15 protein-coding genes are annotated in these 11,725 nt (G+C 64.3%); 9 read left to right on the forward strand and 6 right to left on the reverse strand.

The window, feature by feature from the left end:
• From GY791_04515 to GY791_04525, 3 genes are all read left to right on the forward strand, one after another.
• Positions 1-120, forward strand: a 120-nt coding sequence (locus GY791_04515) for an IS630 family transposase (protein ID MCP4327685.1), incomplete at its 5' end; no start/stop codon positions are given.
• A gap of 83 nt (positions 121-203) precedes the next feature.
• Positions 204-1,319, forward strand: a complete 1,116-nt coding sequence (locus GY791_04520; GenBank protein ID MCP4327686.1) for a hypothetical protein — start codon at positions 204-206, stop codon at positions 1,317-1,319.
• 134 nt (positions 1,320-1,453) lie between these two features.
• The gene (locus tag GY791_04525; protein ID MCP4327687.1) at positions 1,454-1,810 is read left to right on the forward strand and encodes a hypothetical protein; all 357 of its coding nucleotides are present in this window, start codon (positions 1,454-1,456) and stop codon (positions 1,808-1,810) included.
• A 30-nt stretch (positions 1,811-1,840) separates the two neighbouring features.
• On the opposite strand, the gene GY791_04530 is transcribed toward GY791_04525, so the two are convergent.
• The 6 genes from GY791_04530 to GY791_04555 all read right to left on the reverse strand — a co-directional run bounded on the left by GY791_04530 (position 1,841) and on the right by GY791_04555 (position 6,433).
• Positions 1,841-2,869: a hypothetical protein gene (locus GY791_04530; GenBank protein ID MCP4327688.1), complete on the reverse strand. Its 1,029-nt coding sequence runs from the start codon at positions 2,867-2,869 to the stop codon at positions 1,841-1,843.
• A gap of 6 nt (positions 2,870-2,875) precedes the next feature.
• Positions 2,876-3,517, reverse strand: a complete 642-nt coding sequence (gene can, locus GY791_04535) for a carbonate dehydratase (protein MCP4327689.1) — start codon at positions 3,515-3,517, stop codon at positions 2,876-2,878.
• An 18-nt stretch (positions 3,518-3,535) separates the two neighbouring features.
• Complete coding sequence (locus GY791_04540; GenBank protein ID MCP4327690.1) at positions 3,536-3,781, reverse strand: hypothetical protein; 246 nt, start codon at positions 3,779-3,781, stop codon at positions 3,536-3,538.
• A 91-nt stretch (positions 3,782-3,872) separates the two neighbouring features.
• Positions 3,873-4,631, reverse strand: coding sequence for a lytic transglycosylase domain-containing protein (locus GY791_04545; protein ID MCP4327691.1), 759 nt, complete (start codon positions 4,629-4,631; stop codon positions 3,873-3,875).
• A gap of 93 nt (positions 4,632-4,724) precedes the next feature.
• The gene (locus tag GY791_04550) at positions 4,725-5,378 is read right to left on the reverse strand and encodes a hypothetical protein (GenBank protein MCP4327692.1); all 654 of its coding nucleotides are present in this window, start codon (positions 5,376-5,378) and stop codon (positions 4,725-4,727) included.
• 53 nt (positions 5,379-5,431) lie between these two features.
• Positions 5,432-6,433: a 4-hydroxyproline epimerase gene (locus tag GY791_04555; protein MCP4327693.1), complete on the reverse strand. Its 1,002-nt coding sequence runs from the start codon at positions 6,431-6,433 to the stop codon at positions 5,432-5,434.
• Positions 6,434-6,625: 192 nt separating this feature from the next.
• Between GY791_04555 and GY791_04560 the strand changes: the two genes are divergently transcribed.
• From GY791_04560 to GY791_04585, 6 genes are all read left to right on the forward strand, one after another.
• Positions 6,626-7,441: an N-formylglutamate amidohydrolase gene (locus tag GY791_04560; protein MCP4327694.1), complete on the forward strand. Its 816-nt coding sequence runs from the start codon at positions 6,626-6,628 to the stop codon at positions 7,439-7,441.
• Positions 7,438-8,577 carry a carboxylate-amine ligase gene (locus GY791_04565; protein ID MCP4327695.1) on the forward strand — a complete coding sequence of 380 codons (1,140 nt, stop codon included), beginning with the start codon at positions 7,438-7,440 and terminating at the stop codon, positions 8,575-8,577. Before GY791_04560 ends, GY791_04565 begins: the two co-directional genes overlap by 4 nt.
• Positions 8,578-8,681: 104 nt before the next feature.
• Positions 8,682-8,978, forward strand: coding sequence for a DUF1244 domain-containing protein (locus GY791_04570; GenBank protein MCP4327696.1), 297 nt, complete (start codon positions 8,682-8,684; stop codon positions 8,976-8,978).
• A gap of 41 nt (positions 8,979-9,019) precedes the next feature.
• Positions 9,020-10,360 carry an 8-oxoguanine deaminase gene (locus GY791_04575; GenBank protein MCP4327697.1) on the forward strand — a complete coding sequence of 447 codons (1,341 nt, stop codon included), beginning with the start codon at positions 9,020-9,022 and terminating at the stop codon, positions 10,358-10,360.
• Positions 10,361-10,427: 67 nt separating this feature from the next.
• Complete coding sequence (locus GY791_04580; protein ID MCP4327698.1) at positions 10,428-10,670, forward strand: DUF2312 domain-containing protein; 243 nt, start codon at positions 10,428-10,430, stop codon at positions 10,668-10,670.
• A gap of 55 nt (positions 10,671-10,725) precedes the next feature.
• Positions 10,726-11,580 carry a sulfotransferase gene (locus tag GY791_04585; protein ID MCP4327699.1) on the forward strand — a complete coding sequence of 285 codons (855 nt, stop codon included), beginning with the start codon at positions 10,726-10,728 and terminating at the stop codon, positions 11,578-11,580.
• The last annotated feature ends 145 nt before the right edge of the window (positions 11,581-11,725 follow it).

Raw genomic sequence — 11,725 nt, forward strand, 5'->3', positions numbered from 1 at the left:
CGCGTCTTCAACTCATACGACGACATCGTCGACCACTGCTGTGACGCCTGGAACAAGCTCATCGATCAGCCCTGGAAAATCATGTCGATCGGACACAGGCAATGGGCACATAGGTCATGATCAACGGGATTTGGTATAACACTCCAGATCGGCGGCACGGCCAGCGAAGAATTCATCTATTTTCAATTCTGAGGACGAGCGTGATGGACCCGCGGTGGCGGAACTATTGGCGGACGGCGATCGGCACTGCATTGGGGCTGACCGTCGCCCTCTACGCGCTTGTTGTCCTGGTCGATCCGGATGATTCGCTTGCCCTTTCATTGCCGTTCGAGCGTGTGCCGGTCACCGGCAACCAGCGCTATCCCTATCCGGCCCTAGCGCGGAAGCCAAATTTCGACAGTGCCGTCGTGGGGACGTCGACGGTCCGTTTGCTTCGCCCGGACAAACTGAACGAAACGTTGGGCGGCCGCTTCGTCAACCTGTCGATGGACAGCGCGACCGCTTACGAGCAGGTCGAGTTGCTGGCGGTCTTCGCCCGCAACCATGCCAATGCCCGAAGGATCCTGATCGGTGTCGACAGGGTCTGGTGCGAGGTCGGCGACACATTGGTCAAGACCACGTTCCGGGACTTTCCGGAATGGCTCTATGACGACAATCCGTGGAACGACTACGTCAACCTGTTCAATGTCCGGGCCTTACAGGACACCTATCGCACACTGCGCTTCGCCTTCGGCCTGCGCGCGGGCCGGTTCGGGCGGGACGGCTACGCCAACTTCCTGCCGCCGGCCTCCGAGTACGATCTCGCGTGGGCGCAGCGGAAAATCTACGGGGAAAAGGGACCGCGTCGCCCGGAGCCGGCCGATGGCGCGTCGCGGCCGAGCCCGGAAACCCGCGCGGCCTGGCACTTCCCCAGTCACACCCTGATGAAGAAAGCACTCGATGCATTGCCCGTCGAGTCCGAAAAGGTCTTGTTCCTTGTCCCCTATCACCATTTCACACAAGGCGACTCCGGTTCCGAAAAGGCGGCCCGAATGGAGGAATGCAAAGACAGACTGACCGAAATTGCGGCACGGCACCCCAATACCGCCGTCCTCGACTTCATGATCCCGTCCCGGATCACGCTCCGCGATTCGAACTACTGGGACCCGATCCATTACACGGTCGAGATTGCCGACCGCCTCGCCGAGCTTATCGCGGTGGGGATCACGAACGACTGCGCCGTCGATGGTGTCATGCACCACCTCAGCAATGAAATGGCGACCGATGATGAAGGTAGCGTCACCCTGTGTGAACTCGATACGGGCACAACGCATCGTTGAATCGAACCCCAACTTTGGGTTCGGCTTGACCTGTTTCCGCGGGAAGTGCCACTCGCTAGTTGAACGGGCCGCTGAATGAGCTGATACCAAATGCAAGACCAACTGGCTAGAGATTCTCAGGGGGATTGGTAAGGGTGCGGCGCGGGTCCCACGCGGTCTTGTGGCGTCATTGGCTGCATCGAAATGGGAACACCTGTGACGCCGACGCCGAGGATCCTGCCTGTCTGCCACGCAACCAACATGGCTCCCTCAACGTCGTCACCGACGCGGCCGGGCTCTTGGTCGAACGCCTTTCCTTCGACGCCTGGGGCAAGCGCCGCGAGGCCGGGTGGACGGCGATGGCCGACCCGCTCGTCTATCAGCCGATCGTCACCCCGCGCGGCTTCACCGGCCACATCCGAAACCGCCCGCCGCGGGATGGCGTCGGGATAGGGGCATCGAGTTCGCCTCGATGCCCGGTGGCGGGGCGGGCGGCTCGGTGGTGGCGATAGGCCGCTGATCTCCCAGACCGCGCCGCATCCCTAGTACAACACGCCGTCGATCGGTTGCAGCGGCGGCGGCACCTCTTCATCGCCGGCCATTTGAAGCAAGTCGATTTCGATGGTTCGGGTTATCGCGCTGATCGGCACGTCGGTGGCCCCGCCCTCGAACGGGTCCTCGGTGCTGTCGCTCACCTTTTCCATGATGAAAAAGACCCACGAGATCAGGACCGTGAACGGGACCATGGTGAACATGTACTCGTGGCCGAGCAGCCCCGACAAGCGGTGAATCGTCAATTCGGCCTCGAAGGTATCGACGAATGCGAGCGGCAGGAGAAGGATGAACACCCAGGTGAACATCAATCCGAAATTCGCGACCTGGCGCGGAAACGGCGTGTTCTTGAGGCGCTCGCATTTGCCCTGATAATTATGGAACTCGGTAAGCAGGCCCATCATCTCGACCAGGCGGTAGCTGTCGAGAAAGCCGTCTTGGGCCAACTCGCGCAGGCGCTTGGCTTGTCGGTTGAGGATGTGTGTCGCCGGGTTGGCATAGCGCTCCATCTCCTCGACCTCGGCCGGCGACAGGTATCGGCGATAGGATTCCGGATCCTGATGAAAGGCCGGATCGTCGAACACCTTGCGATGGTCGAACAGATGCGTGACGTGCGATTCCTTCAACCGTCCGGTCTTGCGAAGTTGGTAGGCGAGCGCGTTGACCCAGGCCAGGTGGCGCCTGATCAGCTCGCGCTGAACCGTCGGGTCGACCTCCTTGTCGGGCGCATAGATCAGGTTCTGTGCGGCACTGGCCCAAGCGCGGCTGTAATTGACGATCAGGCCGAAGAGCTGGCGCGCTTCCCACCACCGGTCGTAGGCCGAATTGCTCTTGAACCCGAGGTAGAGCGAGACCGCGATGCCGACCGTCGTTACCGGCAATAGCGGTATGGCGACGAATTTCAGACCAAGGATTTCGTGCACGTAGACGACCAGCGACGCCCACAGCGCCGCGAAAACGAGGAACAGCCACGAGTCTCGAAACAGATGTTTGGCAGTGATGCCGCTGCGGACATACATCGACGGTTACCCGGCCGCGTCCGGGCCGCCGGTCCCGATCGCCAGGGGATCGATTTCGCCTTTGCTCACGCACATGTCCTTCAAAAGGCCATCGCGGATGCTGTAGATCCAGCCGTGCACATGGAGGTCGGCGCCGCGGCGCCAGGCGTCGCGCACGATCGTCGTCGTGCACACGTTCCGCACCTGCTCGGTGACATTGAGCTCACACAGCAGATCGACCGCCGCGTCCTCATCGAGCCCGGCAAAGCGATCGCGGTGCAGGCGGTGGACGTCCCTGATATGGCGCAGCCAATTGTCGATCAGTCCATGATCGTCGTTCGACATCGAGGTCTTGACGCCGCCGCAGCCATAGTGGCCGCAGACGATGATATGCTTGACGTGCAGGATCTCGACGGCGAATTGCAGGACCGAGAGGCAGTTGAGGTCCGACGGCACCACGACGTTGGCGATGTTGCGGTGGACGAAGACCTCGCCCGGCGGCAGGTCGATGATTTGGTTGGCCGGCACGCGGCTGTCGGCGCAGCCGATCCACAGCAATTCCGGCGACTGCTGGCGTGAAAGGTTGAGGAAGAAATCCGGATCGCTCGCCTTGACGCTTTCTGCCCACGCCCGGTTGTGGTCGAAGAGTTTCTCATAGTCGATCGGCATGCCGGCACGCCTCCGCCTTCAATTGCGGCGGAATTCCACCAGATCGGCGGGCCCGGAAGCAAGCGATTTACGCGATGGCACGGCTAATAGGCGCGTGGCGACGATGGCGAGCAGGACCAGGGTGCCGACCGCGAATGAAATCATCGACGCCACCACCGGGTCGCCGGCGTGGCGGGCGAGCACCGCATTGATCGGCGACTGAAGGCTAAGCGTGATCCCGGCGGCGGCGACCGCCGCAATGGTCAACAGGAGATAGGGCGACATCGGTAGGACCTGTTTTGGCGATGAGCGTCGACGGCGTCGACTGTACGGGTCGCCCAGGGCCCAGGCAATCGGCGACCGCCGCGCCAATGTGCTAACAGTTCGACGCGCTTTTGCCGCCGTTGGCCGCCTTGAGCCAGGGCGCCGGGCTCCACAACGAAACCTCGCCGTTGCTCTGTGCGCCGAAGGCGACGATGCCGTCATAGAGCCACAGTACGCGACGAACATAGTCACGGGTTTCGTCATACGGCGGAATGCCGCCATGGGCGATGACCGCGTTTTCGCCGGCGTTGTATGCCGCCAAGGCCAACGGCAGGCCGCCAGAGAAGTGATCGAGCAGCCAGCGCAGATACTTCATGCCGCCGGTGATGTTGTGCCGCGCATTGAACGGATCGCCGACGCCGAAGCGGGCGGCAGTCGCCGGGATCAGCTGCATCAGGCCTTGCGCGCCCTTGGGCGAGACGGCACGGCGGTGGAAGCCGGATTCGACCGCCATCACCGCGATCACCAGACGCGGGTCCAAGTCGTATTCGGTCGCCAGTTCGGTGACGATCTCGACATATTGGCGGGGCGGCCTCCGGAGGCGCTGGACAGCGGTGCCGTCTTCGAGCAGGGCCTGTGTGCTGCCGCCGCCGAGATAAGACCAGCCGATATCGGTCTCGGGGTGAGAGGTGCCGTTCTGCCGGCTGCCGCACGGCGCCTCCACGCCGTTTCGCGGCTGATGGAGGGTATGCCCGTTGACTGCGTGATCCTGGGCCGACCGGAAAAGGGCGGCGGTTTCCGTGGAATCGGCAACTCCCGCGGCGAAAAACACCGCGACACTCGCAACACAAACCCCACATGCGCGCTTCATGACAACGCAAATCCAACCCAAGACAGAGCAACCCACCCCTATATTAGGACGGTTTGGTCGATTTTCATGGGATTTCTTGTCGGACCCCACGCCTCATTCGGGCGCGTCCTTAGAGCGACGCATGTCGTTTTTCGACCAGATCGTGGAGCGCCTGCAGCCGGCGGTCGGGAATGCCGGCGCCATCCAGCCCCTCGACCAATCGCGCCAGGTAGTCGGCGGCGCTGCCGAATTTGCCGTGGGCGGTCGCCAGGCGCTCGACGACCTCGATGATCGGCAGCTTGCCGAGATAGGCCTCGTAGCCGGGGTCGGCGACGAACGTGATCGCGCGGCGGGGTCGCGTTCGGTGTCCGCTTTCACCCAGACCGGGCGATAGACGCCGCTGTACATCTCACGCCGCCACAGCACGTCGGTTTCGGTCGCGACGTCGGCCGGTGCGATGCGCAGCGCGATTCCCCGGCACGAGCCGCCGCGATCGAGACCGAGGGCGAGGCCGGGCCGCTTGGGCGTGCCGCGGGAATAGATGGTGCGCAGGCAACACGCACAGTGATAACCATAGATCCGCGCCGGCTCCGCCCGGTCGTGGCGGATCTCCGGGTTCCAGATCAACGAGCCGTAGGCGAACACCCAGATGCCGTCATGCGGATCGGCTTGTTCGACGAAGGGCAACCGGGTGGTGTCGCGCTCGGCTTGGGTCAGCACGCGGAGCGGGATTCGCTGGGGCGCTAATTTTCCTCGATTGGTGGTCATGGACCCCGGCGAACGATGTTGTTGCTCGATCGTTGTTCTCGCCGGTCCCGGCGCTACACCACCTGGAAGCCGTGGGCGTAGGGGTCGCGGTCGTCGATGAAGATGGTGTTGAGCCCGGTGATCCGCGCCCAACCCTCGATCGACGGCACGATCGCGGGGTGGTTGCCGACCCGCGCCTCGGCCTCGACGCGGCCCTTGAACAAGCTGCCGATGATGCTCTCATGGACGAATTCGTCGCCGACCGCGAGCCGCCCCTGGGCCGCCCACTGCGCCATGCGCGCCGAAGTGCCGGTCCCGCATGGCGAACGGTCGATCGCCTTGTCGCCATAGAAGACGGCGTTGCGGGCGTCGGCCTCGGCCGCGGTCGGCGCCCCGGCCCACAGCACATGGCTGACGCCGCGAATGGTGCCGTCCTCGGGGTGGACCGGTTCGACCACGGCGTTGACCAGGTCGCGGACGATCGGACTGAGCCGCTGCACGCCGGCCGGGCCGAGGTCGGCGAGATCGCGGTAGCCTTCCTGTGGATCGACGATGGCGTAGAAGTTGCCGCCATAGGCAATGTCGAGGCGCAGCCGGCCGAGCTCCGGGCAGTCGATCTCGACGCCCTCGCTGTGAAGGTATGCCGGCACGTTGCGAATGCGCACCGCGTCGACATGACCGTCGTTCTCCCGATAAGCCGCCTCGACCACGCCGGCCGGCGTGTCGAGCCTCAGCAGGCCGGGCTCCTTGGCCGTCGCCAGGCCGCGCTCGAGGGCGACGGTGACGGTGCCGATGGTGCCGTGGCCGCACATCGGCAGGCAACCGCTGGTCTCGATGAAGACGATGCCGAGGTCGCAATCGTCGCGGGTCGGCGGGTAGAGCAGGCTGCCCGACATCATGTCGTGGCCGCGCGGCTCGAACATCAGGCCGGTGCGGATCCAATCGTAGCGGGCGAGGAAATCCTGGCGCCGCGCGCTCGCCGTGGTGCCGGCGAGCGCGGGCTGGCCCTCGGCGACGACGCGCACCGGATTGCCGCAGGTATGGGCGTCGATACAGAAGAATGTGTGGCTGGCCATGGCCGGTGATCTAATCCCACGGCTCGCGGTGCGTCAATCGGTATGCGCCGGGCGACTCATCCACCGCGATGACACCGCGATCCCTGGTGAAAAATCCGGGCTAGGGTTGCGCGTGGGCGCCGCAAGGGATACATCCTAGAGCGCCGGATCGAGCGATTCCGAGCCTGTGAATAAATATCTTTCGGGAACTGCATGTCAGCAGAATTGGCAGAATCCGGTGCCGCTGAACCCGTGCTCGGTGCCGATGACCCGCCGCCGTTCGATTGTCTCAACGGTGCGGCGCCGGCGCCCTATGTGCTCGTCTGCGACCATGCCAGCAACCGCATCCCGGGGCCGCTCGACCGGCTCGGCCTCGACGACGCGGCGCTCGGCCGCCATATCGCCATCGACATCGGCGCCGGCGATCTCACCCGCGCGCTGTCCGAACGGCTCAAGGCGCCGGCCATTGTCGCCACCTATTCGCGGCTGGTCATCGACAACAACCGCTACCTGCACGATCCGACCTCGGTTCCGGAGATCAGCGACGGGACGGTGATTCCGGGCAACCGGGGCCTTGCTCCGATCGATCTCGAAGCGCGGAGGGATCGGCTGTTCCGCCCCTATCACGCGGCGCTGGATACGGCGCTTGACGAAATGGTCGCCCGTGTTCCCCTGCCCGGACTGGTCTCCATTCACAGCTTCACGCCTTTTTTCAAAGGGATCGAGAGGCCGTGGCACGCCGGGTTGCTGTGGAACCGGGATCGGCGCCTGGTACGGCCGCTCTATGATGCCCTGGCCGCCAACCGCGGCGTCATCGTTGGCGAGAATGTCCCCTATTCGGCGCGCGACCCCTATGGCTACACGGTCGCCGAGCACGCCGACGTCCATGATCGGCCCAATATCCTGATTGAAATGCGGCAGGATCTTATCGACACTCACCAGGGCATCGAGACTTGGACCGAAATTCTCGGTGACGCCCTGGAACGGGCGCTGGCCGATGACGGACTCTATCAGGGAGAAACCCCGTGACGTCACTCAAGGAGCCGACCTTCACCGTCGGAATCGAAGAAGAATACCTCCTCGTCGACCGCGAGACGCGCGACCTCGCCAGCGACCCGCCGGCCGAGGTGTTGCGCGACTGCGAAAAGGTGTTGGAAGGGCAGGTCACTCCGGAGTTCCTGCGCTCCCAGATCGAGGTCGGCACCCGCGTCTGCGGTTCGATCAAGGAGGCCGCCGAAGACCTCAAGCGCCTGCGCCGTACCATCATCGATGTCGCCGATAACTATGGCCTCGGCATGATCGCCGCCTCGACCCACCCGATGGCCGATTGGGGCGAGCAGAAACACACCGACAAGGATCGCTACAACATCCTCGCCCGCGACCTCCAAGCGGTCGCCCGGCGGCTGCTGATTTGCGGCATGCACGTCCATGTCGGCATCGAGGACAATGACCTGCGCATCGACCTGATGAACCAGGTCACTTACGTCCTGCCCCATATCCTGGCCTTGAGCACCTCGTCGCCGTTCTGGCGCGGCGACAAGACCGGGTTGATGTCCTACCGCATCGCGGTGTGGGACGAATTGCCCCGAACCGGCCTGCCGGAACGGTTCGACGGCTGGGAGCACTACCAGCGCTTCGTCGACATGATGTGCCGTTCGGGCGTGATCGAGGACGCCACCAAGCTGTGGTGGGACGTCCGCCCGAGCGCCCGTTTCCCAACCCTGGAAATGCGGGTCAGCGACATCTGCACCCGGGTCGAGGACACGATCTGTATCGCCGCCATCTACATGTGCTGGCTCAGCATGCTCTATCGGCTGCGGCGGCGGAACCAGCGCTGGCGCATCTACTCGCCGCTGTTGATCCGCGAGAACCGGTGGCGCGCCCAGCGCTACGGCCACGCCGAAGGGTTGGTCGATTTCGGCCTCGGCCAAGTGGTTCCCTATAGCGGGCTGCTCGATGAGATCTTCGACCTGATCGGCGAGGACGCGGAGCGCCTCGACTGCGTCGAGGAGATCCGCCATGCGCGCAAGATCGTCGAGGATGGCACCAGCGCCCACCGCCAGATCGCGGCCTTCGACCAGGCTTGTGCCGACGGCGCCAGCCACCGCGAAGGTTTGATGGCGGTCGTCGACATGCTGATCGAGGACACCAAGGTCGGGCTATAGGCTCTGAGCGGTGTCTTAGCCCGCCAGGCTACGGACGAATGGCGACAGGTTGGCCGGTGCCGTCGGGCGGGCTATATAAGAGCAAACATTCGGGAGCAAAGAACATGGACGATTCCACACGCACCGAGCTCGAGGCGGCCGCCTTCCGCCACCTCGTCGGGCATCTTCGCGAGCGCAACGATGTGCAGAACATCGATCTCATGAATCTGGCCGGGTTTTGCCGCAATTGCCTGTCGAAATGGTACCGCGCGGCGGCCGAGGAAAAAGGCATCGACATGACCAATGACGATGCCCGCGAGATCGTCTACGGCATGCCCTATGACGAGTGGAAGGCGAAACACCAGACCGAGGCGACGGCGGAACAGAAAGCGGCCTACGAGCAGAACCGGCCGCGCGACTGAGCGCCGAGATATCGTGACGCGGTGAGACGGCGGGCGCTCCGGTGACGACCTGGATCAAGAATCCGCTCGCCATCCTGGCCGACGGCGCCGCCGGTGGCGTCGTCATCGACGGCGCCGAGATCGTCGAATTGGTGGCGGCCGGCGCGGCGCCGCGGACAGCCATCGATACGGTCTTCGATGCGTCGCAACATGTTGTCCTGCCGGGGCTGATCAACACCCACCACCATTTCTACCAGACCCTGACCCGCGCCCATCCCGAGGCGCTCGACAAGGAGTTGTTTCCCTGGCTGCTGGCGCATTATCCGGTATGGGCGCGGATGACGCCGGAATCGGTGCGGGTTGCGGTGCGGATGGCGATGGTCGAGTTGATGCTGTCGGGGTGCACGACGACCTCCGACCATCACTACGTTTTTCCGCGGCATATCGGCGACGCCATCGATATCGCGGTCGACGAGGCGCGCCGGCTCGGTATGCGGGTCGTTCTGACGCGCGGCTCGATGGATTTGTCGGAGAAGGATGGCGGGCTGCCGCCCGACGAGGTCGTGCAGCCGGCCGAAATCATCCTCGCCGACAGCGAGCGGCTGATCAAAGCCCACCACGAAACCGGCCCCGGGGCCATGGTGCAGATCGCCCTCGCGCCCTGCACGCCGTTCACGGCGTCGCGCGAGTTGATGCGCGATACCGCCGAGCTCGGGCGCCGGCTCGGCGTTCGCCTCCATACCCATCTCGCCGAGACCGAGGACGAGAACGCCTATTGCCTCGAGCATTTCGGCCACCGGCCGCTCGACTACCTGGATTCCGTCGGCTGGCTCGCCGATGACGTATGGCTGGCCCACGGGGTATTTTTCAACAGCGACGAACGAAAGCGTCTCGGCGCGGCGGGCACCGGGATTTGCCATTGCCCGAGTTCGAACATGATCCTCGCCTCCGGGTTCTGCCCGGTGCCGGATCTCGAGGCCGAGGGCTGCGCGGTCGGGCTCGGCGTCGACGGCTCGGCGTCGAACAACTGCTCCAACCTGATCCAGGAAGTCCGTCAGGCCCTGCTGCTGCAGCGGGTGGCGCGCCGCGACCCGACGATCAGTCACCGCGACGCCCTGCGCTGGGCGACGCGGGGGTCGGCGGCCTGCCTCGGCCGCACCGACATCGGCGAGATCGCGGTCGGCAAGCAGGCCGACCTTGGCCTCTACCGGCTCGACGATTTGCGCTTCTCGGGCCATGGCGATGCGCTCGCCGCGCTCATCCTGTCGGGCGCCCACGGGGTCGACCAGTTGATGATCGCCGGCCAGTGGCGGGTGGTCGACGGCGCCATTCCCGGTTTCGATGTGGGCCAATTGCGGGCCCAACACCAGGACGCCGCCGCGCGGTTGGCCGCACCGTCTTGATCGCCGCCCGGGGCGCCGCTATCGTGCCGCTCTCGCGCTCTCATATCCGGACAAACAGGAGTAACGCATGACCAATATCGGCGGCATCGCCGCGGACCAGTTGCGGTCCTACATCGAACGCATCGAGCGGCTGGAAGAGGAGAAGGCCGCGCTGGCAGCCGATATCCGCGAGGTCTTCGCCGAGGCCAAAGGAAACGGGTTCGACGTCAAGACGATGCGGCAGGTGCTGCGCCTCCGTAAATTGGATCGCGCCGACTTGCAGGAGCAAGAGGCGATTCTCGATGTCTACCGGCGCGCGCTGGGTGTGTAGGACGATGTCCGGTCCCGGTATCCCACCCGGCCCGCGGCAGCGATAGGCGAGGGTCATGCAAAGCCATGCCGACTCGCCCTGTATCTTTATCGGCGGCCGCCGTCGTACCGGCACGACGATGGTGCACGGCCTGATCTGCAAAAGCGACGACACCATCGAACTGACGCGGGAGTGCACCTATCTGTGGCAGTTGATGCACGCCTACGGCGTCTCGAACGCTCTGTTCGACGATCATGTTTCCGACTACTTCGAGTCCCGGGAGGAATTCACCGCGTTTCACCGCGAGGCCGTCGACCGCTATCTCGGCCATGTCGCGGCGCGCTTCGGCCCCGAGCGCCGGATCGTCCAGAAGGCGCCACGGCTGACGCCGCACTTCGAGGACCTTGCCGGCCTGTGCCCGAACGCAAAATTCCTGGTCATGATCCGCGATCCCCGCGATACCGTGGCCTCGCAATGGGGACGCTGGCATCGCATCAACAAGCGCCTCAACATCGTCGACGAATTGCAGCGCTTCGTCGGGCTTTATAAGTCTCTCAACCAATCACGGCAGGTCTTGGGCGGCGGGCGGTTGCTGTTCGTGCGCTACGAGGGGCTGGTCGTGTCGCCCCGCGAGACGCTCGGCGAAATCGCCAAGTTCCTCGATATCTCGCCGCCCGCCACCGACGACGATCTGTCCTGGCCGGTGAAGCGGCCGCCGGCGGACCCCAGCAGTACAGAGCTCGACGGACAGCCGCCGTCACGGTCGCGTGTCGGCGCCTACAAAGGCATTCTCAAGAAGGACATCCTCGACGCCATCGAACGCAACCGGGCGGTTATCGCGAAGGAAACCGGCATCGACTGCTTCGCCGCCGACGAGCCGGAAAACAAGGAACGCTTTGCCAACACCTGGCCGCTCGCCGCGCCGAATTAGGGCGACGGCCAGATGGCGGCCTGTTCATCGTCGGCGGGTTCGTAGCGCATGGCCCAATGCTCCGTTTTGGGGCTTGATTCACATTTGAACCATTGCGAACAACAACTGCCGCAAGTCCGAATATGGAAGCATAGCGGACTCATAC

This window comes from Alphaproteobacteria bacterium (assembly GCA_024244705.1).
In the GTDB taxonomy this organism is placed as follows: Bacteria; Pseudomonadota; Alphaproteobacteria; order JAAEOK01; family JAAEOK01; genus JAAEOK01.

Coding starts and splice junctions, on each gene's coding strand:
- GY791_04530 (MCP4327688.1), bottom strand. CDS start 2,869: ATGTATGTCCGCAGCGGCATCACTGCCAAACATCTGTTTCGAGACTCG.
- GY791_04585 (MCP4327699.1), top strand. CDS start 10,726: ATGCAAAGCCATGCCGACTCGCCCTGTATCTTTATCGGCGGCCGCCGT.
- can (MCP4327689.1), bottom strand. CDS start 3,517: ATGCCGATCGACTATGAGAAACTCTTCGACCACAACCGGGCGTGGGCA.
- GY791_04555 (MCP4327693.1), bottom strand. CDS start 6,433: ATGGCCAGCCACACATTCTTCTGTATCGACGCCCATACCTGCGGCAAT.
- GY791_04550 (MCP4327692.1), bottom strand. CDS start 5,378: ATGACCACCAATCGAGGAAAATTAGCGCCCCAGCGAATCCCGCTCCGC.
- GY791_04545 (MCP4327691.1), bottom strand. CDS start 4,631: ATGAAGCGCGCATGTGGGGTTTGTGTTGCGAGTGTCGCGGTGTTTTTC.
- GY791_04570 (MCP4327696.1), top strand. CDS start 8,682: ATGGACGATTCCACACGCACCGAGCTCGAGGCGGCCGCCTTCCGCCAC.
- GY791_04520 (MCP4327686.1), top strand. CDS start 204: ATGGACCCGCGGTGGCGGAACTATTGGCGGACGGCGATCGGCACTGCA.
- GY791_04560 (MCP4327694.1), top strand. CDS start 6,626: ATGTCAGCAGAATTGGCAGAATCCGGTGCCGCTGAACCCGTGCTCGGT.
- GY791_04580 (MCP4327698.1), top strand. CDS start 10,428: ATGACCAATATCGGCGGCATCGCCGCGGACCAGTTGCGGTCCTACATC.
- GY791_04540 (MCP4327690.1), bottom strand. CDS start 3,781: ATGTCGCCCTATCTCCTGTTGACCATTGCGGCGGTCGCCGCCGCCGGG.